The organism is Streptomyces coeruleorubidus (genome assembly GCF_008705135.1).
GTDB lineage: Bacteria > Actinomycetota > Actinomycetes > Streptomycetales > Streptomycetaceae > Streptomyces > Streptomyces coeruleofuscus.
Genome location: NZ_CP023694.1, coordinates 5,143,494 through 5,167,241, shown reverse-complemented (window position 1 = coordinate 5,167,241; position 23,748 = coordinate 5,143,494). Strand labels below are relative to the sequence as shown.

The 23,748-nt window shown below is 72.0% G+C and carries 21 protein-coding genes; 8 read left to right on the top strand and 13 right to left on the bottom strand.

The genetic code is table 11. From position 1 onward, the window contains the following. Positions 1 to 44 precede the first annotated feature (44 nt). A complete protein-coding gene (gene bldG, locus CP976_RS23955; RefSeq protein WP_003991900.1) occupies positions 45 to 386 on the bottom strand; it encodes an anti-sigma factor antagonist BldG in 342 nt (113 codons plus the stop codon). 79 nt (positions 387 to 465) lie between these two features. Here bldG and CP976_RS23950 point away from each other — a divergent pair, with 79 nt between their 5' ends. Next, complete coding sequence (locus tag CP976_RS23950; RefSeq protein ID WP_229875380.1) at positions 466 to 2,982, top strand: DEAD/DEAH box helicase; 2,517 nt, start codon at positions 466 to 468, stop codon at positions 2,980 to 2,982. A 219-nt stretch (positions 2,983 to 3,201) separates the two neighbouring features. On the opposite strand, the gene CP976_RS23945 is transcribed toward CP976_RS23950, so the two are convergent. The 7 genes from CP976_RS23945 to ssd all read right to left on the bottom strand — a co-directional run bounded on the left by CP976_RS23945 (position 3,202) and on the right by ssd (position 8,230). Next, the gene (locus CP976_RS23945) at positions 3,202 to 3,588 is read right to left on the bottom strand and encodes an Rv3654c family TadE-like protein (protein ID WP_229875492.1); all 387 of its coding nucleotides are present in this window, start codon (positions 3,586 to 3,588) and stop codon (positions 3,202 to 3,204) included. Between the two features lie 29 nt (positions 3,589 to 3,617). Next, entirely contained in the window at positions 3,618 to 3,983 is a 366-nt protein-coding gene (locus CP976_RS23940) for a TadE family type IV pilus minor pilin (protein WP_150482226.1), read from the bottom strand. After that, the gene (locus CP976_RS23935; protein WP_150482225.1) at positions 3,970 to 4,179 is read right to left on the bottom strand and encodes a DUF4244 domain-containing protein; all 210 of its coding nucleotides are present in this window, start codon (positions 4,177 to 4,179) and stop codon (positions 3,970 to 3,972) included. Before CP976_RS23935 ends, CP976_RS23940 begins: the two co-directional genes overlap by 14 nt. Positions 4,180 to 4,252: 73 nt before the next feature. Beyond that, positions 4,253 to 5,041, bottom strand: coding sequence for a type II secretion system F family protein (locus CP976_RS23930; protein WP_150482224.1), 789 nt, complete (start codon positions 5,039 to 5,041; stop codon positions 4,253 to 4,255). Beyond that, positions 5,038 to 5,910 (bottom strand): type II secretion system F family protein, encoded by an 873-nt coding sequence (locus tag CP976_RS23925; RefSeq protein WP_150482223.1) that lies wholly within the window; start codon positions 5,908 to 5,910, stop codon positions 5,038 to 5,040. Before CP976_RS23925 ends, CP976_RS23930 begins: the two co-directional genes overlap by 4 nt. Next, positions 5,907 to 7,121 (bottom strand): TadA family conjugal transfer-associated ATPase, encoded by a 1,215-nt coding sequence (locus tag CP976_RS23920; protein WP_150482222.1) that lies wholly within the window; start codon positions 7,119 to 7,121, stop codon positions 5,907 to 5,909. Before CP976_RS23920 ends, CP976_RS23925 begins: the two co-directional genes overlap by 4 nt. Then, positions 7,118 to 8,230, bottom strand: coding sequence for a septum site-determining protein Ssd (ssd, locus tag CP976_RS23915; protein ID WP_150482221.1), 1,113 nt, complete (start codon positions 8,228 to 8,230; stop codon positions 7,118 to 7,120). The genes CP976_RS23920 and ssd overlap by 4 nt, the downstream gene beginning before the upstream one ends. A gap of 574 nt (positions 8,231 to 8,804) precedes the next feature. On the opposite strand from ssd, the gene CP976_RS23910 reads away from it, so the two are divergent. After that, positions 8,805 to 9,638 (top strand): HAD family hydrolase, encoded by an 834-nt coding sequence (locus CP976_RS23910; RefSeq protein WP_150482220.1) that lies wholly within the window; start codon positions 8,805 to 8,807, stop codon positions 9,636 to 9,638. Between the two features lie 337 nt (positions 9,639 to 9,975). On the opposite strand, the gene CP976_RS23905 is transcribed toward CP976_RS23910, so the two are convergent. Continuing rightward, positions 9,976 to 10,800 carry a Fic family protein gene (locus tag CP976_RS23905; RefSeq protein ID WP_150482219.1) on the bottom strand — a complete coding sequence of 275 codons (825 nt, stop codon included), beginning with the start codon at positions 10,798 to 10,800 and terminating at the stop codon, positions 9,976 to 9,978. A 64-nt stretch (positions 10,801 to 10,864) separates the two neighbouring features. After that, complete coding sequence (locus CP976_RS23900) at positions 10,865 to 12,127, bottom strand: polysaccharide deacetylase family protein (RefSeq protein WP_150482218.1); 1,263 nt, start codon at positions 12,125 to 12,127, stop codon at positions 10,865 to 10,867. A gap of 292 nt (positions 12,128 to 12,419) precedes the next feature. On the opposite strand from CP976_RS23900, the gene CP976_RS23895 reads away from it, so the two are divergent. The 6 genes from CP976_RS23895 to CP976_RS43830 all read left to right on the top strand — a co-directional run bounded on the left by CP976_RS23895 (position 12,420) and on the right by CP976_RS43830 (position 20,569). Then, a complete protein-coding gene (locus CP976_RS23895; RefSeq protein ID WP_150482217.1) occupies positions 12,420 to 14,789 on the top strand; it encodes a bifunctional SulP family inorganic anion transporter/carbonic anhydrase in 2,370 nt (789 codons plus the stop codon). A 322-nt stretch (positions 14,790 to 15,111) separates the two neighbouring features. Continuing rightward, positions 15,112 to 17,067 carry an acetate--CoA ligase gene (gene acs / locus CP976_RS23890; RefSeq protein WP_150482216.1) on the top strand — a complete coding sequence of 652 codons (1,956 nt, stop codon included), beginning with the start codon at positions 15,112 to 15,114 and terminating at the stop codon, positions 17,065 to 17,067. 212 nt (positions 17,068 to 17,279) lie between these two features. Beyond that, complete coding sequence (gene nhaA / locus CP976_RS23885) at positions 17,280 to 18,716, top strand: Na+/H+ antiporter NhaA (RefSeq protein WP_150482215.1); 1,437 nt, start codon at positions 17,280 to 17,282, stop codon at positions 18,714 to 18,716. A gap of 119 nt (positions 18,717 to 18,835) precedes the next feature. After that, complete coding sequence (locus CP976_RS23880; protein WP_020271817.1) at positions 18,836 to 19,324, top strand: phage holin family protein; 489 nt, start codon at positions 18,836 to 18,838, stop codon at positions 19,322 to 19,324. Further along, entirely contained in the window at positions 19,321 to 20,259 is a 939-nt protein-coding gene (locus CP976_RS23875) for an alpha/beta fold hydrolase (protein WP_150482214.1), read from the top strand. Before CP976_RS23880 ends, CP976_RS23875 begins: the two co-directional genes overlap by 4 nt. A 127-nt stretch (positions 20,260 to 20,386) precedes the next feature. After that, positions 20,387 to 20,569, top strand: a complete 183-nt coding sequence (locus CP976_RS43830) for a hypothetical protein (RefSeq protein ID WP_086848392.1) — start codon at positions 20,387 to 20,389, stop codon at positions 20,567 to 20,569. 47 nt (positions 20,570 to 20,616) lie between these two features. On the opposite strand, the gene CP976_RS23865 is transcribed toward CP976_RS43830, so the two are convergent. The 3 genes from CP976_RS23865 to nth all read right to left on the bottom strand — a co-directional run bounded on the left by CP976_RS23865 (position 20,617) and on the right by nth (position 23,657). Then, positions 20,617 to 21,816, bottom strand: a complete 1,200-nt coding sequence (locus CP976_RS23865) for a MarP family serine protease (RefSeq protein WP_150482213.1) — start codon at positions 21,814 to 21,816, stop codon at positions 20,617 to 20,619. A 13-nt stretch (positions 21,817 to 21,829) separates the two neighbouring features. Continuing rightward, the gene (locus tag CP976_RS23860) at positions 21,830 to 22,525 is read right to left on the bottom strand and encodes an NUDIX hydrolase (RefSeq protein WP_086603735.1); all 696 of its coding nucleotides are present in this window, start codon (positions 22,523 to 22,525) and stop codon (positions 21,830 to 21,832) included. 97 nt (positions 22,526 to 22,622) lie between these two features. Continuing rightward, positions 22,623 to 23,657, bottom strand: coding sequence for an endonuclease III (gene nth / locus CP976_RS23855; protein WP_190146853.1), 1,035 nt, complete (start codon positions 23,655 to 23,657; stop codon positions 22,623 to 22,625). Positions 23,658 to 23,748 lie beyond the last annotated feature (91 nt).

Sequence of the window (23,748 nt, the reverse complement as noted above, 5' to 3'; positions counted from 1 at the left end):
GCCGCGACTTCGGCCGGCCCGGGCACAAGGCCCGGGTCCGGTGGTCAGTCGGTCGCCGCCACCGCTTCCTCGACCGAGGTGTGAATGGGGAACACCTTGGTGAGGCCGGTGATGCGGAAGATCTTCAGAATGCGCTCCTGGTTGCAGACCAGGCGCAGGGAGCCCTCATGGGCTCGCACACGCTTCAGGCCGCCGACCAGCACGCCGAGCCCGGTGGAGTCGAGGAAGTCCACGCCCTCCATGTCGACGACAAGGTGGAAACTGCCGTCGTTCACCAGCTCGACCAACTGCTCGCGCAACTTGGGCGCGGTATATACGTCGATTTCGCCACCGACCCTGACGATCGTGCGATCGCCCATGGTCTCGGTCGACAGGGACAGGTCCACGGATCCTCCAGCACCTTGCTATCGAGCGGTCGCCCTTGGGGCACCTCGGCTTCGTCCCCTGGACGGTTCGCCAGCCGCGATGGCATTCAATCACTTACGGGCAGGCGTGCACGACGCCTTGGCTCCATTGTCCGTCACGCCAGTGACACACTCGGTGCCGATGGCCAAGAATCACCGATCCGATCGACCCCCGACGGACCCCGCCTCCCGACCCGCGCCGGGCGCGGTCCTGGACCGCCTCGCGTCCGGTCCGAGCAGGGCTTCGCGCATTACTCATACGGAGCACTTGCCCCCGCGCGAGGGTCGGCATGCCGTCTGGCCGGACCGGATCCGCGCCGAGGTCGTGGCGGCCGTGCGGGCCGCGGGCATCGAGCATCCCTGGGCCCATCAGGCGCGTGCGGCGGAGCACGCGCTGGACGGCGAATCGGTCGTCGTCGCCACCGGCACGGCCTCCGGCAAGTCCCTGGCCTACCTCGCGCCGGTCCTGTCCACCCTCCTGGACGGCGCCGAGGCCCCGAACGGCCGCGGCGCGACCGCCCTCTACCTGGCCCCCACCAAGGCTCTTGCGGCGGATCAGTGCCGCTCCGTGAAGGAACTTTCACATCCGTTGGGCCATTCGGTACGCACCGCCGTGTACGACGGCGACACTCCGTTCGAGGAGCGCGAGTGGATCCGCCAGTACGCCAACTACGTCCTGACCAACCCGGACATGCTGCACCGCGGCATCCTGCCGTCCCACACCCGCTGGTCCTCCTTCCTGAAGTCGCTGAAGTACGTAGTCGTCGACGAGTGCCACACCTACCGCGGCGTCTTCGGCTCGCACGTCGCCCAGGTGCTGCGCCGGCTGCGCCGCCTGTGCGCCCGCTACGGCGCCTCGCCGGTGTTCCTGCTGGCCTCGGCCACCGCCGCCGAGCCCGCGGTGGCCGCCCGCCGCCTCACCGGCCTGCCGGTGGTGGAGGTCGCCGACGACGCCTCCCCGCGTGGTGAACTGGTGTTCGCCCTCTGGGAGCCGCCGCTGACCGAGCTGCACGGCGAGAAGGGCGCCCCCGTCCGCCGCACGGCCACCGCCGAGGCCGCCGACCTGCTCACCGACCTCACCGTGCAGGGCGTGCGCTCGGTCGCCTTCGTACGGTCCCGGCGCGGTGCCGAGCTGATCTCCGTCATCTCCCAGGAGCGACTGGCGGAGGTCGACCGGTCGCTGGCCCGGCGTGTCGCGGCGTACCGGGGCGGTTATCTCCCGGAGGAGCGCCGCGCACTCGAACGCGCCCTCCATTCGGGTGAACTGCTGGGCCTCGCCGCGACGAACGCCCTCGAACTCGGCATCGACATCTCCGGCCTGGACGCGGTCGTCATCGCCGGCTACCCGGGCACACGCGCCTCCCTGTGGCAGCAGGCGGGCCGGGCCGGACGGTCGGGGCAGGGGGCGCTGGCCGTCCTGGTCGCGCGCGACGACCCGCTGGACACCTTCCTCGTCCACCACCCGGAGGCCCTGTTCGACCAGCCCGTCGAGTCGACGGTCCTCGACCCGGACAACCCCTACGTGCTGGCCCCCCACCTGTGCGCGGCCGCCGAGGAACTGCCCCTGACGGACGAGGACCTCGACCTGTTCGGCCCGGCCTGCGAGGACCTCCTCCCCCAGCTCGAGGCCGCCAAGCTGCTGCGCCGCCGCACCAGGGCCTGGCACTGGACCCGACGCGAGCGGGCCGCCGACCTGACCGACATCCGCGGTGAGGGCGGGCGCCCGATCCAGGTCGTCGAGACCGGCACGGGCCGGCTGCTCGGCACGGTCGACGCCGGCGCCGCGCACTCGACCGTCCACGAGGGAGCGGTCCACCTCCACCAGGGCCGCACGTACCTGGTGCGGTCGCTGGACCTGGAGGACTCCGTCGCCCTCGTCGAGGAGGCCGCCCCGCCGTACTCCACGGTCGCCCGCGACACGACGTCGATCTCCGTGCTGGAGACGGACGTCGAGGTCCCCTGGGGCGACGGCCGCCTGTGCTACGGCTCCGTCGAGGTCACCAACCAGGTCGTCTCCTTCCTCCGCAGACGGCTCATGACCGGTGAGGTGCTGGGCGAGACGAAACTCGACCTCCCTCCTCGTACGCTGCGCACCCGGGCCGTGTGGTGGACCGTCACCGAGGACCAGCTCGACCGCGCCCGGATCAACCCGGAGATCCTCGGCGGCTCCCTGCACGCCGCCGAGCACGCGTCGATCGGCTTGCTGCCCCTCTTCGCGACCTGCGACCGCTGGGACATCGGCGGCGTGTCGATCCCGCTCCATCCCGACACGCTCCTGCCCACGGTCTTCGTCTACGACGGCCATCCCGGCGGCGCGGGCTTCGCGGAGCGCGCCTTCCACACCGCCCGCACCTGGCTGACCGCCACCCGCCAGGCCATCGCCTCCTGCGAGTGCGACGCCGGCTGCCCGTCCTGCATCCAGTCCCCCAAGTGCGGCAACGGCAACGACCCGCTGCACAAGAGGGGGGCGGTACGGCTGCTCACAGTGCTGCTGGAAGGCGCTCCCGAGGAGAAGGAGACGCAGGAGCAGCCGCCGGGAGGCTCAGGAGAGCCGTCAGAGGGCCCGACCGGGCTCTGACGGTCCCGCCGACGGGAGGGGACACCCACCCATGAGAGCGCCGGGAGGTCCAGGAGGGGCACCCGAGCACCCACCCGGGCCATGTCCTCTCCGGCGGGAGACCCAGAGGAGCCACCGCGAGGCCCAGGAGAGACGCCAAGCACCCGCCCGGGCCCATGCCGATCACCGCCGACGAGAGACCCAGGGAGCCGCACCACCCGGGCTCTGCTTCCCTCCGGCCTACGGAAGACCCAACGAGGCCACAGGCGGCCCCGCCCGCGCCCTGACCTCCGCCGCGAACGGCCCCCGGCCCGACGCCGTCGTCACGTCGGAGATCTCCCCGACGACCTCGCACCGCACGAGCCGGACACCCTGTGCCCGGGCCACCCGGTCGGCCCGGGCGCAGGCCGCCGTGCCGCCCTCGGCCCAGTGGTCCGCCGCCGCGAGCGCCGCGAGATCGGCACCGCCCGCCGCACGGTGCCGGATCACGACGGCCTGCCCCAGCGCCAGGACGATGCCGAACACCACGCACAGGACGGCGATCGCCCCGACACTCCAGACGGTGGCGGACCCCTGGTCCAAAGCGGCACCACTCACCTGCCGGCACCTCGCTTCCCGCCGTCTCAGGCCCCGGCCCCGCACCCCCGGCTGCCGTCTCACCTGCCCACCCCCACCGTCTCCTCCACCGACGCCACGGCCTCCTCGCGTACGGCGAACGACAGGCCGCGCAGCACCGGAGGCTCGGCCACGACAACCACCCGGACGTGTTGCGCGCCCCGGTTGACGGTCACCTTCGCGCCGGGCGGTGCCGCCTCGCGGGTCAGTCGCACGACCGCGTCGGGCGGGTCCTGGCGCGCCGCCGCGCGGGCGCCCGTCCGTGCCGCGTCCACGCACTGGATCTGCGCGGCCACCACCAGCAGTCCCCACACCAGCGCCATCGCGAACATCACCAGCACGGGCAGCACCACGGCCGACTCCGCCGTGACGAACCCCCGGTCCGCGCCCCGCTCACATCCGCGCATTGAGGGCGTCCTTCACGATGTTCTGGAGCTCCGCGCTGACCGCACCGCTTGTGATGACCTTGTAGAGCACCACCGCGAACGCCACCGCCGCGACGATTCCCATCGCGTACTCGGAGGTGACCATCCCCGCGTCCCTCCGCGCCGCACGCGCCCCGCACACCAGGGCACCCAGCCGTGCCCGTACCGTCTGATACATCTCAACCCCCGTAGGAAAGAGTTCGAACTTCTTCTGGTCGTCGCCGGCTTGTTCCGCCGATCCGGGTCTCCGCCTAGCCACCACCCCTCCCGAGCACCCCGCCCGCGAGCCCGATCACCACGGGCAGCACGCCGACCGCGATGAACGCGGGCAGGAAGCACAGCCCGACCGGCGCGCTGACCATGACGCCCGCTCGGCGTGCCCTGGCCGTCGCGGCCCGGCCCCAGTCGGCGCGGGCCTCTGCGGCGAGTCGTGTGACCGGTGTGGCGGCGGGCAGTCCTGACACATCGGCCCGTTCGAGCAGCCGGGCCAGTCCTCCGGCGCCCGGGAGGGCGGCCAATCTCCGCCAGGCGGCGCCCGGTTCGCCGCCCAGCCGTACCTCCGCCGCACCCTGGGCCAGAGCGTCACCCACCGGGCCTCCCAGGGCCTCTCCCACGGCCTGCGCGGCGATCACCGGGCCGGCGCCCGCCGCGATGCAGGCCGCCAGCAGGTCGGCGGCGAGGGGCAGTTGCCGCGCCGCCTCGGCGAGGTCGGGTGCCCGTGGGTCCCTGCCGGCCGCCTCCCGCCGCAGCCGCCATCGCCACATCCCCACGGCGCCGGCCAGCCCGACGGCGACACCGACCAGGCCGCCGGTCAGCGCCCACGCGGCACACGCCACGCCCACGGGGGCCAGCCATCTCCGCGCGGTCCGGCTCAGGGCCAGGCGCGGGACGGAAGCGGTCGCGTCGCGGGGCGACAGCTCGGCCAGCCGGCGCCGTATCCTCCGGCGGTGCCGGGCCTGCTTGAGCCGGAGCACCGACCACCAGAGGGCCAGCGCGATCCCCAGCGTCACCCCCAGCCTGTGGACAACTTCTGCGCTCATGCCGCCACCTCCGCGCCCCGCACGATCCGCAGCACCCACCACAGCCCCAGGCCCTCCAGCACACCGCCGGTCACCAGACAGCCCAGGCCCGCCGTGGTGTGGAGCAGGACATGGAGGGGGTCGGCGCCGAGCGCGGTGCCGATGAGGAGGCCCAGAGCAGGCAGACCGGCGAGCAGCACCGCCGTGGCCCGGGCACCCGCCAACTGGGCGCGCAGGTCGGACCGTTGGTCCCGTTCGGCGCGCAGGGCGGCGGCGAGCCGGTCGAGTCCGGCCGCGAGCCCCGCGCCCTGATCCACGGCCACCCGCCAGCACGCCGCGAGTCCCCGCAGCCCCTCGGCACCCGGTTGCCCCGCGGCGGTCGCGAGCGCGTCCGGCACGTCGCCGCCGAACCGTGCCGCCGCCAGCACGGTCGCCTGTGCGTCCGCGAGTCCGCCGCAGTCCCGCGCGGCCCGCAGCAGCGCCTCTCCCGGCTGGCGTCCGGCCCGCACCTCCCCGGCGAGCGCCCCGCACAACGCGATCACCGCGTCGGCCCGGCGCTCCCGGTCCCGCCGCGCCTGGCCGGCCAACCGGACCCGCCGCAGCAGCGGCACCCCGGCCGCACCCAGGACGACGGGCAGCACCGACGCCCCGAGCACCGCGAGCACCAGCCCGGTCACCGGCGCCCACCACTCGGCCCGCAGCCGCCCACGGACCCGCCGCACCTCACCGGCCATCCGCCGCCATCCGGGCGGCCCGGTCCCGACGGTCCCGCCGCCCGCGAGCAGCAACCGCGCCCGCCGTGCCGCCGATTGACGCTCCCCCAGCAGCAAGACCGCCGCACCCATGCACGCCACGGCCGCACCCATGGACATCTCAGCCGCCCCCGTCATGACTCCGCACCCTTCACCGCGACCTCGTCCGGCCCGCCCTCGCTTCCCTGGCCCCGAAGCAGCCCCCGCAGCCGCACCCACCCGCGCTCGCGCACGAAGGCCTCCGCTCCCCACCGCAGCGCCGGTACCGTCCGCACCAGCCCCGACGGGTCCCGCTCCAGCACATGCACCTCGGCGATCCGCCGCCCCCCGGCCCGGTCCCGCACGAGGTGCAGCACCACGGAGAGGGCGGCCGCCACCTGGCTGTGCAACGCGGCCCGGTCGAGCCCGGCGGCCGTACCCAGGGCCTCCAGCCGGGCAGGTACGTCGGCGGCGGCATTGGCGTGCACGGTTCCGCAGCCGCCCTCGTGGCCGGTGTTCAACGCGGCCAGCAGATGCACCACTTCGGGTCCGCGCACCTCGCCCACGACCAGCCGGTCGGGCCGCATCCGCAGTGCCTGGCGCACCAGGTCCTCGAGAGTGACGAGCCCCGCGCCCTCCTGGTTGGCGGGTCTGGTCTCCAGCCGCACGACGTGCGGATGGTCCGGCCGCAGTTCCGCCGAGTCCTCGGCGAGGACGATCCGTTCGTCCGGCCCCACCAGTCCCAGAAGCGCACTCAGCAGCGTCGTCTTGCCGCTGCCCGTGCCACCGCTGACGAGGAAGGACAGCCGCGCGTCGAGCAGCGCGCGCAGCACACGGTCCCCGCCCGGCGGCACCGTGCCCGCCGCGACCAGCTCGCCGAGTGTGAAGGCACGCGGCCGTACGACGCGCAGCGACAGGCAGGCGCAGCCCACGGCGACCGGCGGCAACACCGCGTGCAACCGGGTCCCGTCGGGCAGCCGCGCGTCGGCCCAGGGCCGGGCGTCGTCCAGCCGGCGCCCGGCCACGGCGGCGAGGCGCTGGGCGAGCCGTCGTACGGCGGCCGCGTCCGGGAAGCGCACCGACGTGAGCTCCAGTCCGCCGCCCCGGTCGACCCAGACCCGGTCCGGGGCCGACACCAGCACGTCGGTCACCGACGGGTCGCCGAGCAGGGGCTCCAGCGGCCCGCTGCCGACCAGCTCGGACCGCAACTGCGCGGCGGCCCCCAGAACTTCGGCATCCCCGAGCACCCGGCCCTGCTCCCGCAGTGCTTGCGCCACGCGCGCGGGGGTCGGCTCGGCCCCGCTCTCGGCCAGCCACCGCCGCACCCCGTCGAGCAGTTCCGTGCCCTCGAGTCCGGCCAGGGTGCTCACGCCGCACCCGCTTCGACGAGCGCCCGCTCCCAGAACTCCTTGCAGAACCGGGCGAGCGGCCCGCGCGGGGCGGCGCCCGGGGGTGCCGTGCCCCCGTCCGGGCGCAGCAGTTGCGGCTCGACCGGCACCTCGCCGACCAGGGGCAGTCCGAGCAGCCGGGCCACTTCCCGGTCGTCGAGCCCCGGCGGGTACGGCCCGCGGACCGCCACCCGCAGATCGCGCAGGACCATGCCGACGGCGGACGCCACCCGTCCGGCGGCCGCGACGGCGCGCAGCTCGGCGGGCACCACCAGCACGCCGACGTCGAGTTGGGAGAGGACCTCGGCGACGCCGTCGTCGATGCGGCGCGGCAGGTCGACCACGACCGTGCCGCCCCGGCGCCGGGCCGCGGCGAGCACCGAGCGCACCGCCTGGGGTGGGACGGCTATCCGGTCGCCGCGGTCCCAGCTGAGCACCCGCAGCGAGTGCAGCTCGGGCAGCGACTCCTCCAGAGCGCTCCCGCCGACCCGCCCGCGTGAGGAGGCGAACGCGGGCCAGCGCAGCCCGTCGGCCGTCTCACCGCCGAGGAGTACGTCGAGTCCGCCGCCCAGCGGATCGGCGTCCACGAGGAGTGTGCGCAGCCCCTCACGCGCGGAGGTGACGGCGAGCGCGCACGCGAGCGTGGACGCTCCGGCCCCGCCGCGGCCGCCGATGACGCCCACGGTGAGGGCGGGCCGGCCGACGCCCTCGGCCACGTCGGCGATGCGGTCGACGAGCCACTGCTCGCCGTCGGGCAGCATCAGGACGTGCTCGGCGCCGATCTCGACGGCCCTCCGCCACACCCCGGAGTCGTCCTGGTCCCGGCCGACGAGGACGACTCCCCTTCTGCGCGCGGACCCGCGTACCCGCCGTGCGGCGTCGTCGCCCACGAGGACGAGCGGCGCGCCCTCCCAGCCGCCTCTGCGGTCGGGCACCCCGTGGTGCACCTCGGGTGTGGCGCCCGCCGCCGCGCACAGGCGCAGCAGGTCGTCGAGGAGTTCGCTGTCCTCGGTGACGATCAGCGGTCCGCCCTGCCGCCCTCCGGCGGCCGGCGGCGGATCGTGTGTGACGGCTCCGGCCACGGTCTCCATCCCCCTTCGCTGCGTGGCTCGCACGGCCCCTGCGGCCCCGCGATTCCCGAACGTGGGAAGAACCGGCAAGGCGGCCTCCCCTTGAACGGCCGGCACAAACCGGCCAAACGCCCCCGGCAATCGGAGCCGGGCCATGAACCCGCCCCGAGCGGGGTGCGCTGGAATCACGGTGCAGCGATCCCGGAAATCGTGTGGATCTTGGTGGATAACTGTGGACGCCTCGACGGTTGTGAATATCGCCGTCACCCATACCGGTGACGGCCGCAGGCCCTCAGTGCGACTTCCACAGAGCAGCCCGATGACTACCGAACGTGACGAATCATGGGCATGCCAACAGGCCGCCTAAGCGGCAATAGAGCGGGAAACCGGCCGCGCGAAGAAGGAGAAAACCCACCCGGACATGCGACGACCCCCGCCGGGGGGGAGAGCGGGGGTCGTCCCCACGGCCGACTCGGGGGGGGAGGAGTCGGACCGGGTTAGCACGGTCGCGAACGATCCGTGACTTCCATGGTGTACCCGAGAGCCCTCTCAGGCAAACCCACGCGCCCCACCTTACGCCGAATGGGCTGCCCCTATGCTCAAGGGCGTGGAAAACCACTCGTTGCCCCGCACAGCGGCCTTCTTTGACCTGGACAAGACGGTCATTGCGAAGTCGAGCACGCTCACGTTCAGCAAGTCGTTCTACCAAGGCGGTCTGATCAACCGCAGGGCCGTCTTGCGAACTGCATATGCCCAGTTCGTCTTCCTGGCCGGCGGCGCCGACCACGACCAGATGGAGCGCATGCGCGCCTACCTGTCCGCGCTGTGCCGCGGCTGGAACGTGCAGCAGGTCAAGGAGATCGTCGCCGAGACGCTGCACGACCTGATCGACCCGATCATCTACGACGAGGCCGCCTCCCTCATCGAGGAGCACCACACCGCCGGCCGCGACGTGGTGATCGTGTCCACGTCGGGCGCGGAGGTGGTCGAGCCGATCGGCGAGCTGCTCGGCGCGGACCGTGTGGTGGCGACCCGCATGGTCGTGGGCGAGGACGGCTGCTTCACCGGCGAGGTGGAGTACTACGCGTACGGTCCGACCAAGGCCGAGGCCATCAGGGAGCTGGCCGCGTCCGAGGGCTACGACCTCAGCCGCTGCTACGCCTACAGCGACTCGGCGACCGACGTGCCGATGCTGGAGTCGGTGGGCCATCCCCACGCCGTGAACCCGGACCGCACGCTGCGCCGCGAGGCCCTCGCACGCGGCTGGCAGATCCTGGACTTCCACCGTCCGGTCCGGCTCAAGCAGCGGATCCCCGCATTCTCCGTCCCGCCGCGTCCGGCGCTCGTCGCGGTCGCCGCGATAGGCGCCGCTGCGGCCACGGCCGGCCTCGTCTGGTACGCGAACCGGCGCCGGGCGACCGTCGTTTGACCCGAGGCGACCCGAAGTCCTATTTGAACGCAAAAGTAAAGAAGTGCAGTCTGGACTTCCGCTTACTCCGGTGCAGGAGTACAAAGGACTCAACGGCCCGCGAGACCAAGGACATCCGAGAGGATCACCTTAATTACGCATTTGGCCCACGGACCGAGCATGAACACCGGGCACCCACGCGACGTCGACCCGTCGATTACGGGCCAGCCGCACCAGGGACGGGCAAAGTTCCCGACCTGATGGGCATATATCGAGGACGCTTGGTACCCCGATGCTCATGCCAGCGGCGGTACGAGTTCTCGTACCGCCGCATTTATGTGCCGATCCGGTCCTGCTGTCACGCCGCTCCGCGCTGCAACGCCTCGCACACCGCCGTCGACTCGCGTGCCCCCAGCTCGACCGCCCTGCCGCAGTGGGCGATCCAGGCGGCCATGCCCTCCGGGGTGCCGGAGACGTACCCGTCGAGGGCTTCCAGGTAGGCCTCACGGCCCAGCTCGGCATGGCCCACCTCGGCCGGGCAGACCGACTTCGGGTCCAGGCCGCTGCCGATCAGGACGATGCGTTCGGCCGTGCGCGCGACCAGGCCGTTGTGGGACGTGAAAGGACGCAGCGCGAGGAGTTCGCCGTGCACGACGGCGGCCGTCACCAGCGCCGGCGCACTGCCGCCCGCGATGATCAGCTCGGCCAGCCCCTCCAGCCGGCCGTGCGCCTCTGCCGCGCGCGGCAGCGGCAGCCCGACGAGCGGCTCGTCGACCGGCTCGCCTTCCTGCCGCGGCCGTCCCACCTGGTCGGCCTTGTCGGCCGCCGCCACCAGGTGCAGCCGGGCCAGCACCCGCAGGGGCGACTGCCGCCAGATGGACAGCAGCTGACCCGCCTCCGCGGTGAGCCGCAGGGCGGCACCCACGGTGCGCGCCTCGTCGTCGCCGCTGAAGTCCGTACGCCGACGGACCTCCTCCAGGGCCCAGTCCGCGCCGGCCAGCGCCGCCGAGCCACGGGCGCCGCGCAGGGCCGCCTCCGAGGTGATCGCGTTACTGCGCCGCCGCATGATCCGGTGCCCGTAGACCCGGTCCACGGACTTGCGCACGGACTCCACGGAATCGGCCACCCCGGGCAGCGCCCCCAGGGCCGCGAGAGGGTCGGCGGTCGCGCCTGCTGTACTCATGAGTACGACCCTACGCACCCCGAGAGCCCGCCCCACGGCGGAGTGGCCATCTTCACTCGGGCCGCTACTTCGCCGCCGGAGCCCCGGGCACGCCCTTCGGAGCCGGGGCGGGCCGGCCCGCGAGGAACGACGCCCAGCCCTGCTTCGGCGCCTCGCCGACCCTCAGCGTGCGCAGCTTCTCCAGGGTCGTCGGGTCCTGGGCGTCCAGCCAGTCCACGAGCTGCCGGAACGAGACGCAGCGCACCTCCTCCTTGGTGCACACCGTCTCGATGACCTCCTCGACGGCCCGCATGTACGTGCCGCCGTTCCAGGACTCGAAGTGGTTGCCGATGATCAGGGGCGCGCGGTTGCCGTCGTAGGCCCGGTAGAAGCCCTTGAGCAGGCCGACGCGCATCTGTTCGCCCCAGAAGCGGTGCATGGCGGGGTTGCCCTGGGTGGTGGTGCCCGACTGGTTGACCATGAAGTTGTAGTCCATGGTCAGCTGCTCGTAGGAGTGGCCCGGGAAGGGCACGAGCTGCATGGACACGTCCCACAGGCCGTGTCTCTTCTTCGGCCAGACCTGGTCGTTGACGCCGCTGGTGTCGTAGCGGAAGCCCAGGTCGCGGGCCGCCTTCAGGAAGTTCCGCTGGCCCTCCAGGCAGGGCGTGCGGGCGCCGATGAGCTCCTTGTCGTAGTCGAAGGGCAGCGGGGACGCGTTTTTCATGCCGGTGTTGGTCTTCCAGGTCCTCACGAACTGCTTGGCCTGGGCGATCTCGTCCTTCCAGTCCTGCACGGACCACTCGCCGACCCCGCCGCCGCTGCCGCAGAAGTGGCCGTTGAAGTGGGTGCCGATCTCGTTGCCCTCCAGCCACGCCAGGCGCAGCTGCTTCACGGTGGCGGCGATGCCGCGGCGGTCGTTGAAACCGATGTCGGAGCGGCCCGGAGAGTGCTGCGGCGGCCGGTACCGGTCGCGTTTGTCGTCCGGCAGCAGGTACACGCCGCTCAGGAAGTAGGTCATGGTCGCGTTGTTCGCCCTGGCGACCTTGCGGAAGTGCGAGAACAGCTTCTGGCTGTCCTCGCCCGCGCCGTCCCAGGAGAAGACGACGAACTGCGGGGGCTTCTGGCCGGGCCGCAGCCGTTCGGGTCTGGGCAGGTGGGGCTGCGCACCGGTGTAGGCGGTGGAGCCGTCTCCGATCAGCCGGACCGCGCTCTTCGGCGCCTTGGCCGGCTTCGCCTTCCGCGGGGCGGGGGTCTCCTGCCGCGATGTGCCGATCCCGCAACCGGCGAGCGATGCGACGCAGAGTGCGGCGATCACGGAGCCCGCGGCGATCCTGTGGGTGGCTGCCATGTTCCGCCCACCTTCTTCCTTCTCTCGGGTGCGGACAGCGCCGCCAAATTCGCACGAGACAGAGAAGGAATTAGTACGACAAGCCGATCACATAGCCACTTCACTCTTCGGGGTGATTTATTCGCCCATTTGCCCGTAAAGTCCTTGCCTCCCCTTTACTCTGCATTACGATCCGTTTACCGAGCGTTGAATCATCCCGCCGATTTACACCGTGACCACGGCCGCGACCGGCCTCCGCCCCGAGCGGAGAGCCCGTTACGCGACCGCGCAGCCCCGGAGGAGACGGGAAAACATGTCAGCCTGCGTCCCCACCCGTGCCGCCGATCCGAACCGGACCGAACGCACCCATCCACCCCACAGCCCGCCGCCGGGCGGCCCCCGCCGCTTCCGGATCGCGGGTGCCGACGTGTCGGCCTCGATCGCGGTCTTCCTGATCGCCCTGCCCCTGTCCCTGGGCATCGCCCTCGCCACCGGCGCACCGCTCCAGGCCGGCCTCGTCGCCGCCGCCGTGGGCGGACTCGTCGCCGGACGGCTCGGCGGCTCCCCGCTCCAGGTCAGCGGACCGGCCGCCGGACTCACCGTCGTCACCGCCGATCTCATCCAGCGCTACGGCTGGCGGACGACCTGCGCCATCACGGTCCTCGCCGGCCTCGCCCAACTCGGGCTTGGCTGCCTGCGCGTGGCCCGTGGCGCCCTCGCCGTCAGCCCCGCCATCGTGCACGGCATGCTCGCCGGCATCGGCGTCACCATCGCCGTCGCCCAGCTGCACATCGTGCTCGGCGGCACACCTCAGAGTTCCGTCCCGGACAACCTCCGCGCCCTGCCCGCCCAGTTGGCGGACGTGGGCCTCGCGGCCGTGTCGGTGAGCGCGCTGACCCTGGCGCTGCTGCTGCTCTGGCCGAGACTGCCCGGCCGGGCCGGGCGCCTGCTGCGCAAGGTCCCGGCCGCGCTCGTCGCCGTGGCCGGGGCCAGCGCGGCCGCCGCCCTCGTCGGGCTCCGCCTGCCCAAGGTCGACCTGCCGTCCTGGAGCAACCACGCCTTGGCCGGACTTCCCGAGGGTCCCGTGCTCGGCCTCGTCGCCGCGGTGCTCACCACCACGCTGGTGTGCAGCGTGCAGTCGCTGCTCGGCGCGGTCGCCGTGGACAAGCTGGTGGCCGGCCGCCCGGGCCTGCCCGCCGGCGTCCGGCGCTCCGACCTCGACCGCGAACTGCTCGGGCAGGGAGCCGCCAACATCGTCTCCGGCTCCCTCGGCGGACTGCCCATCGCGGGGGTGGCCGTGCGGACTTCGGCGAATGTGCACGCGGGCGCGGTGAGCCGGAACTCCACGATGCTGCACGGCGTTCTCGTAGTGATCGCCGCGCTGCTGATGGTCCCGATCCTGGAGCTCATTCCGCTCGCCTCGCTCGCCGCCCTGGTGATGGCCGTCGGCATCCAGATGGTGTCCCTGCACCACATCCGCACGGTGACGCGCCACCGCGAGGTATGGGTCTACGCCGTCACGACCCTGGGCGTGGTGTCCCTCGGCGTCCTCCAGGGCGTGGCCCTGGGCATCGCCATGGCCGTCGGCGTCGCCCTGCACCGCCTCACCCGCACCCGCATCACGCACGAAGAGACGGAAGGAGTCCATCACGTACACGTCAGAGGACAGTTGACGTTCCTCGCGGTGCCACGGCTCAGCCGGGCCCTGCATCTCGTACCCCACGGAGCGGACACCGTCGTCGAGCTGGACGGGTCGTTCATGGACCACGCGGCGTACGAGACGTTGCAGGACTGGCAGAAGACGCACACCGCGCAGGGCGGCACCGTCGAGATCACCGGCCGGCACCCCGGCACCCGCATCTCCGAGCCCCAGGCCGTCACCGGCTGCCGCTGCCGGCCATGGACGCCCTGGCGCAACCACCAGTGCGACCGCCCCCAGTCCGCTCCCCTTTCCCGGAACGACCGGGGCGGGACGGACCGCACCGAGCCGGACCCGACAGGCACCGGCGGAGCCAGTGGGCACGAACTCGTGCGCGGCATCAACGCGTTCCAGCGCAACACCGCTCCCCTGGTGCGCAGCGAGCTGGCCCGGCTGGCGCGGGAGGGGCAGCGGCCGTCGCAGCTCTTCCTGACCTGCGCCGACTCACGACTGGTCACATCGATGATCACCTCCAGTGGTCCGGGCGACCTGTTCGTCGTGCGCAACGTGGGCAACCTCGTCCCACGGCCGGGCGAGGAGAGCGGTGACGACTCGGTGGCGGCCGCGATCGAGTACGCCGTGGACGTACTGCGGGTGCGGTCCATCACGGTGTGCGGGCACTCGGGCTGCGGCGCCATGCAGGCGCTGCTCAGCTCCGAGCCCGGTGGCGCCCAGACCCCGCTGAAGCGGTGGCTGCGGCACGGGCTGCCGAGCCTGGAGCGCATGGCCGACGACAGCCTGCCGTGGGGCAGTCTGGCCGGGCGGGCGCCCGAGGACGCGGTCGAGCAGCTCTGCCTGACCAACGTGGTCCAGCAGTTGGAGCACCTGCGCGCCCACGACTCGGTGGCCCGGGCCCTCGGCGAGGGCACCCTGGAGCTGCACGGGATGTACTTCCACGTGGGCGAGGCCGAGGCCTACCTGCTCACCGAGACGGACGACGGCGTCGTCTTCGACCGCGTACGCGAGGCGGACCTGACGGCGTGAGCCCGTGACGGCGCGTGCACGGCGCGGACGCGGGTGTGCGGTCTGGACGGCCCCACGGCCTCGTCGGGCCCGACGGGGCCCGTCGGGCCCGACGGCCCGCGGGCCGCACACCCCACCGCCTGCGCATCGCGCCCCATGGGTGACGCGCGTTACACAGGCTGAACTTTCCCAGGTCGGCGTCCGTGGGTACGGATGACGCCGACCGCCGACACCACCGCCCGACAGGTCTAAACCAATCGGCGATCGGCCCTTGTCATCCCACCCCCGGGTCTGATGAGCTGTGGCCTGGGACACAACGGACACCCTGGGAAAGGCAGATGCCGTGAGCAACGAAAGCCTGGCCAACCTGCTCAAGGAAGAGCGCAGGTTCGCACCCCCCGCCGACCTGGCCGCGAACGCCAACGTCACGGCGGAGGCGTATGAACAGGCCAAGGCTGACAGGCTCGGCTTCTGGGCCGAGCAGGCCCGTCGGCTGACCTGGGCCAAGGAGCCCACCGAGACCCTCGACTGGTCGAACCCGCCGTTCGCCAAGTGGTTCAAGGACGGCGAGCTCAACGTCGCCTACAACTGCGTCGACCGCCATGTGGAGGCCGGGCACGGCGACCGTGTCGCGATCCACTTCGAGGGCGAGCCCGGCGACGGCCGTGCCATCACCTATGCCGAGCTCAAGGACGAGGTCTCCAAGGCCGCCAACGCCCTGCTGGAACTGGGAGTTCAGGCCGGCGACCGGGTCGCCGTCTACATGCCGATGATCCCCGAGACGGCGATCGCGATGCTGGCCTGCGCCCGCATCGGCGCCGCGCACTCCGTCGTCTTCGGCGGTTTCTCCTCGGACGCGCTCGCCACCCGCATCCAGGACGCCGACGCGCGCGTGGTCATCACCTCCGACGGCGGCTACCGGCGCGGCAAGCCGTCCGCGCTGAAGCCTGCCGTGGACGAGGCCGTCGAGAAGGCGGGCAACGTGGAGCACGTCCTGGTCGTGCGCCGCACGGGTCAGGAGGTCGCCTTCACCGAGGGCCGCGACGTGTGGTGGCACGAGGTCGTGGAGCGGCAGAGCGCCGAGCACACCCCGCAGTCGTTCAACGCCGAGCACCCGCTGTTCATCCTCTACACCTCGGGCACCACGGGTAAGCCGAAGGGCATCCTGCACACCTCCGGCGGCTACCTCACCCAGACCGCCTACACCCACCACGCCGTCTTCGACCTCAAGCCGGAGACCGACGTCTACTGGTGCACCGCCGACGTCGGCTGGGTGACCGGCCACTCGTACATCGTCTACGGCCCGCTCGCCAACGGCGCGACGCAGGTCATGTACGAGGGCACGCCCGACACCCCGCACCAGGGCCGCTTCTGGGAGATCGTGCAGAAGTACGGCGTGACGATCCTCTACACCGCGCCGACCGCGATCCGTACGTTCATGAAGTGGGGCGACGACATCCCCGCCAAGTTCGACCTGTCCAGCCTGCGCGTGCTGGGCTCGGTGGGCGAGCCGATCAACCCCGAGGCGTGGATCTGGTACCGCAAGAACATCGGCGGCGACCGCACCCCGGTCGTCGACACCTGGTGGCAGACCGAGACCGGCTCGATGATGATCACCCCGCTGCCGGGCGTGACCGCGACCAAGCCCGGCTCCGCGCAGACACCGCTGCCCGGCATCTCCGCGACGGTCGTCGACGACGAGGCCAACGAGGTGCCCAACGGCGGTGGCGGCTACCTGGTGCTGACCGAGCCGTGGCCGTCGATGCTGCGCACCATCTGGGGCGACGACCAGCGGTTCATCGACACGTACTGGTCGCGCTTCGAGGGCAAGTACTTCGCCGGTGACGGTGCCAAGAAGGACGACGACGGCGACATCTGGCTGCTCGGCCGGGTCGACGACGTCATGCTCGTCTCGGGGCACAACATCTCCACCACGGAGGTCGAGTCCGCGCTCGTCTCCCACCCCTCGGTCGCCGAGGCGGCCGTGGTCGGCGCGGCGGACGAGACGACCGGGCAGGCGATCGTCGCCTTCGTGATCCTGCGCGGCACGGCCTCCGAGACCGAGACCCTGGTCGACGAGCTGCGCGCCCACGTCGGCACCGCCCTCGGCCCGATCGCCAAGCCCAAGCGGATCCTGCCGGTGGCCGAGCTGCCCAAGACCCGTTCCGGCAAGATCATGCGGCGTCTGCTGCGGGACGTCGCCGAGAACCGCCAGCTCGGTGACGTCACGACGCTGACCGACTCCACGGTCATGGACCTGATCCAGGCCAAGCTCCCGGCCTCGCCCAGCGAGGACTGATCGCCCCACAGGCATGGCGCAGCGGACGAAGGGGCACCCGGTGATCGGCACGCCGGGTGCCCCTTCGGCATTCCGGTGGCGATCACCGGGTGCGTTCGGCCTCATGCCTACCTAGAATGTTCACCCAACTAAGAAAAACAACCGCTTCATGGTGCGCCGGGAAGTCTGGTCGGCATGTGTTCAGCCCTGCCCACCGACCGGAGGTCTCCCACGTGACCGCGCCCCGCCCCTCCGCCCCCCGCAAGGTCCTCGGCCGGCTCTCCCTCCCCGAGCGGACCTACGTGGCGGACGCGCTGCGCACCGAGACCGTCGGTGGTGTGCTGCTGCTCGTCGCCGCGGTCACCGCCCTGCTCTGGGCGAACATCCCCGCGCTGCACGACAGCTACGAGAGCGTCTCCCACTTCCACTTCGGACCCGCCGCCGTCGGCCTGGATCTCTCGGTCGCGCACTGGGCCGCCGACGGGCTGCTCGCGGTCTTCTTCTTCGTCGCGGGCATCGAGCTCAAGCGCGAGCTCGTCGCGGGCGACCTGCGCGACCCCAAGGCCGCCGCGCTGCCGGTCGTCGCCGCGCTGTGCGGGATGGCCGTACCGGCGCTCGTCTACGTCCTCACCAACGTCACCGGCGGCGGTTCCCTGGCCGGCTGGGCCGTTCCCACCGCCACCGACATCGCCTTCGCGCTCGCCGTGCTCGCGGTCATCGGCACCTCCCTGCCGAGCGCGCTGCGGGCCTTCCTGCTCACGCTCGCCGTCGTCGACGACCTCTTCGCGATCCTGATCATCGCGGTGTTCTTCACCGACGACCTGAACTTCGCCGCGCTCGGCGGCGCCGTCGCGGGTCTGGTCCTCTTCTGGCTGCTGCTGCGCAAGGGCGTACGCGGCTGGTACGTCTACCTGCCGCTCGCGCTGGTCGTCTGGGCGCTGATGTACAACAGCGGCATCCACGCCACCATCGCCGGTGTCGCCATGGGCCTCATGCTGCGCTGCCACCGCCACGAGGGCGAGAACCACTCCCCCGGCGAACACATCGAGCACCTCGTACGGCCCCTGTCGGCGGGCCTGGCCGTACCGCTGTTCGCGCTGTTCAGCGCGGGTGTCTCGGTGTCCGGCGGCGCGCTCGTCGAGGTGTTCACCACGCCGGAGACCCTCGGCGTGGTCCTCGGACTCGTCGTCGGCAAGACGCTCGGCATCTTCGCCGGGACGTGGCTGACGGCCCGTTTCACCCGGGCCTCGCTCAGCGACGATCTCGCCTGGGCGGACGTGTTCGCGGTGGCGAGTCTCGCCGGCATCGGCTTCACGGTCTCGCTGCTCATCGGCGAACTCGCCTTCGAGGACGACCAGACGATGACCGGCGCGGTGAAGGCCTCCGTGCTGGTGGGCTCGCTCATCGCCGCGACGCTGGCGACCGTGCTGCTGAAGCTGCGGAACGCCAAGTACCGGCGCCTGTGGGAGGCCGAGGAGCGCGACGAGGACCTCGACGGCATCCCCGACATCTACGAGGAGGACGACCCGGCGTACCACCTGCGGCTGGCCGACCTCTACGAACGCAAGGCCGTCGAACACCGCCGAATCGCCCAGGAGAAGGCAGCCGCGCGCCACGGGCTTGCCGAAGTACCGGGCGGGGCAGGCGATGACCACCACCGTCCGGCATGATCTGACGGGACGGTACAAAAGACGGGACCGTACGCAGTCAGGCCCAAAGCAGTCGGACGACTGCGGTCGGTCAGGCAAAGACGCGGAAATCGGACCGTACGCAGAAGAGGGAGACCGCGATGAGCGCACCCGACGGCAGCCCGGTCGGCGCCGAACGCACCATCGGCCAGCTGTTCGCCTCGGCGACGGCGGAAATGTCGGCGCTGGTGCACGACGAGATCGCGCTGGCGAAGGCGCAGCTCAAGCAGGACGTGAAGCGCGGCGCGACCAGCGGCGGCGCCTTCTCGATGGCGGGGGCGGTACTGCTGTTCTCCCTGCCGATGCTGAACTTCGCGCTGGCCTACGGCATCCGCACCTGGAGCGACTGGAACCTCGCGATCTGCTTCCTGCTGTCCTTCGCGGCGAACGTACTGGTCGCGGTCGTGCTCGCGCTGATCGGCGTGGTCTTCGCGAAGAAGGCCAAGAAGAGCAAGGGCCCGCAGAAGGTCGCCGCCTCGATGAAGGAGACCGCGGGCGTCCTGCAGAAGGCCAAGCCGCACCCGCGTCCCGAGCTCGCGCAGGACCGGGTCCCCGAGGCCATCGAGGCTGTGGCACGCTCGTCGTCATGACCGATCCCGCCACACCTTCGGCACAACCGGCTTCGGCCGTGCGGCTGGACGGCCCCTGGAGCCACCGCGACGTCGCCGCCAACGGCGCCCGCTTCCACATCGCCGAGCTGGGCGACGGGCCGCTGGTCCTGCTCCTGCACGGCTTCCCGCAGTTCTGGTGGACCTGGCGGCACCAGCTGGTGGCGCTCGCCGACGCGGGCTTCCGGGCCGTCGCCATGGACCTGCGGGGCGTCGGGGGCAGCGACCGTACGCCGCGCGGTTACGACCCCGCCAACCTCGCGCTCGACGTCACCGGCGTCATCCGCTCCCTCGGCGAGCCCGACGCCGCGCTGGTCGGCCACGACCTGGGCGGGTACCTCGCGTGGACGGCCGCCGCGATGCGCCCCAAGCTGGTGCGGCGGCTGGCCGTCGCGTCCATGCCACATCCGCGGCGCTGGCGCTCGGCCATGCTGCGGGACGTCAGGCAGACCCGCGCCGGTTCACACATCTGGGGATTCCAGCGGCCCTGGATCCCGGAGCGGCAGCTCACCGCGGACGACGGGGCGCTGGTGGCCGAGCTGATCCAGGACTGGTCCGGGCCGCGCCCGCCGGAGGAGGAGGCGCTGGAGATCTACCGCCGGGCCATGTGCATCCCCTCCGCCGCGCACTGCGCGGTCGAGCCGTACCGCTGGATGGTGCGCTCCCTGGCCCGCCCGGACGGCATCCAGTTCAACCGCCGGATGAAGCGGCCCGTGCGCGTGCCGACGCTCCATCTGCACGGCTCGCTCGACCCCGTGATGCGCACGCGCAGCGCCGCGGGATCCGGCGAGTACGTCGAAGCCCCGTACCGCTGGCGCCTGTTCGACGGCCTCGGGCACTTCCCGCACGAGGAGGACCCGGTCGCGTTCTCCTCGGAACTCATCAACTGGCTGAAGGATCCCGAACCCGATCGGTGACCTGGTGACCGCGACCGGTATCCGCACGTGAACGCTTGTGCTACGAACGGCCAATTGCCTGGCGCATAGGCCAATTGGACGCCCCGGGGGCGGTTATCGACCATGAGGCGGGGGCACACGTCGGGGTATGGGCTGGACGCACGACTACAGTGACGCAAGCCGCAATCGCCGCTCGGCGGGCGGTGCGAACCCCCACCAGCGAAGCGGCGCACCGCAGATGGCGACCGCGGATCCCAGGGTCGGGATCCCGCGCATCCTCCGCCGCCGGGCCCGCTGGGTCACCGTACGTCTGCGCCACACACGCGACTGAGGCGTCACCCGCGTGAGTGACCCGCCGGCAGCCCCGCTCCAGCACTCCTAGAGCGCGCAGCTGTCGCTGCCCACCTGCTGGTTGGCGGTGCGCCCCTTGGTGATGTCCTCCTGGATCTCGTCCACGGTCAGCGCGTAACCCGTCTCGGCGTCGTCGAGGGACTTGGCGAAGACGACGCCGTAGACCCTGCCGTCGGGTGTGAGCAGCGGGCCGCCGGAGTTGCCCTGGCGGACGGTCGCGTAGAGGGAGTAGACGTCGCGGCGGACCGTGCCGCGGTGGTAGATGTCCGGGCCGTTGGCCGTGATGCGGCCACGCACGCGTGCGGCACGCACGTCGTACGCCCCGTTCTCCGGGAAGCCCGCGACGATCCCGCCGTCGCCGCTGCCCGCGTCCTCGGTGGTGAAGCGCAGCGCGGGCGCCTTGAGGTCCGGCACGTCCAGTACGGCGATGTCGCGCCGCCAGTCGTAGAGCACGACCGTGGCGTCGTACTTCTTGCCCTCGCCGCCTATCTGCACGGTCGGCTCGTCGACCCCGCCCACCACGTGCGCGTTGGTCATCACGCGGCGGTCGCCGAAGACGAAGCCGGTGCCCTCCAGGACCTTGCCGCAGCTCGGAGCGGTTCCCATGACCTTGACGATGGAGCGCTGGGCGCGGGTGGCCACCGGGCTGTTCGCCAGCGCCGGGTCCGGGGGCTGGACGTCGGTGATCGGCTCGTTCGCGAACGGGCTGAAGACCTGCGGGAAGCCGTTCTGCGCGAGGACCGAGGAGAAGTCCGCGAACCAGGTGGCGGCCTGGTCCGGCAGCGCCTGGGAGACGCCGAGCAGCACCTTGGAGTTGCGGACCTCCTTGCCGAGCGTCGGCAGCGTGGTGCCCGCGAGGGCCGAACCGATCAGCCAGGCGACCAGGAGCATCGCCACGACGTTGACGAGCGCGCCGCCGGTGGCGTCCAGGGCCCGGGCCGGGGACCAGGTGATGTGCCGGCGCAGCTTGTTGCCGAGGTGGGTGGTGAGGGCCTGGCCGACGGAGGCGCAGACGATGACGACGACGACCGCGACGACGGCCGCGGTCGTGTTCACCTCCGCGTTGTCCGTGATCGCGTCCCAGATGACGGGGAGCGCGTAGACGGCGACGAGACCGCCGCCCAGGAAGCCGATCACCGACAGGATGCCGACGACGAATCCCTGGCGGTACCCGACGACCGCGAACCACACGGCGGCGACCAGCAACAAGATGTCCAGCACGTTCACGGAGGCCACCCTGTCATGCGCGCCAGTCGAGCGGGACCTGCTTCTCGCGGTCCCAGGGCCGCTCCCAGCCCGAGTAGTGCAGCAGCCGGTCGATGATTCCGGCCGTGAAACCCCAGACAAGTGCCGATTCGACCAGAAATGCCGGACCTCGGTGGCCGCTGGGGTGGACGGTGGTGGCGCGGTTGGCGGGATCCGTGAGATCCGCCACGGGGACGGTGAAGACCCTGGCGGTCTCGTTCGGATCGACGACCCCGACCGGGCTGGGCTCGCGCCACCAGCCCAGCACCGGGGTGACGACGAAGCCGCTGACCGGGATGTACAGCCGGGGCAGGACGCCGAAGAGCTGGACGCCGGAGGGATCGAGGCCGGTCTCCTCCTCCGCCTCGCGCAGGGCCGCCCGCAGCGGGCCGTCGCCGCGCGGGTCGCCGTCCTCCGGGTCGAGGGCGCCGCCGGGGAAGGAGGGCTGGCCGGCGTGCGAGCGCAGGGAGTGCGCGCGCTCCATGAGCAGTAGCTCCGGCCCGCGCTCGCCCTCACCGAAGAGGACCAGCACGGCGGACTGCCGCCCGGCGCCGTCCTCCGGCGGCAGGAAGCGGCTGAGCTGCCGCGGCCGGACCGTCTCCACGGCGTGCACCACCGGGTCCAGCCAGCCGGGCAGGCCCTCCTTGCTCACCGTCACCGGCCCGCCCTGTGTGTCGCTCGCCCGCGTCATCGCCACCCCCGTCGTCCTGCCGCTTCCAACGCGCGGCGGCCCTGAGATCGTTCCGTGAACGGCCGCGATCCCCTGATCGAGGGGTTCGTGGGGCAGCTCATCCGGCCCCCAGCGGCGGCGCCGGTTTGCCGCCCGCGTCCAGGTAGGCCTGCGGGGGGTTCAGACGCTGGCCGGGGAAGCCGCCCTTCTCGTACTTGAGCAGCTTCATGGCCTTCTCCGGGTCGGTCTCGCCCTCGCCGTACGCCGGGCAGAGCGGGGCGATCGGGCAGGCACCGCACGCGGGCTTGCGGGCGTGGCAGATGCGGCGACCGTGCCAGATCACATGGTGCGAGAGGTCCGTCCAGTCGCTCTTCGGGAAGAGAGCGCCGACCGCGGCCTCGATCTTGTCCGGGTCCGTCTCGGCGGTCCACTGCCAGCGGCGCACCAGGCGCTGGAAGTGCGTGTCCACGGTGATGCCGGGCCGGCCGAAGGCGTTCCCGAGCACGACGAACGCCGTCTTGCGGCCGACGCCGGGCAGCTTGACCAGGTCCTCCAGCCGGCCGGGGACCTCGCCTCCGAAGTCCGCCACGAGGGCCTTGGACAGCCCTATGACCGACTTGGTCTTGGCCCGGAAGAAGCCGCACGGGCGGAGAATCTCCTCCACCTCTTCCGGGTTGGCGGCGGCCAGGTCCTCGGGGGTGGGGTACTTGGCGAAGAGGGCGGGGGTCGTCTGGTTGACGCGCAGGTCGGTCGTCTGGGCGGACAGGACCGTGGCGACCACGAGCTGGAAGGGGTTGGTGAAGTCCAGCTCGGGGTGGGCGTAGGGGTAGACCTCGGCGAGCTCGCGGTTGATACGGCGGGCCCGGCGGACCAGGGCGGTACGCGACTCGCCACTCGGCGGGTGGACGACGGTCCTGGCCGGGGCGGCGCCCTTGATGCGGGCCGTGGCTTTCTTGGGCGCGACGGTGACCTTCTTGACTGGGACCTTTTTCGCAGACGCGGCTTTCTTCACAGGCGCGGCCCTCTTCGCAGACACGGCTTTCTTCGCGGACGCCGCCTTCTTCACAGACGCGGCTTTCTTCGCAGAGGCCGCCTTCTTCACAGCCGCCGCCTTCTTCGCAGATGCGGATTTCTTCACAGCCGCGGCCTGCATCGCAGATGCCTGCTTACTCGCGGCCCCGGCCTGCCTGGCAAGCGCCTTCTTCGCCGGCGTCGACTTCCCGGAAGGCGCCGCCTCCCCTGTC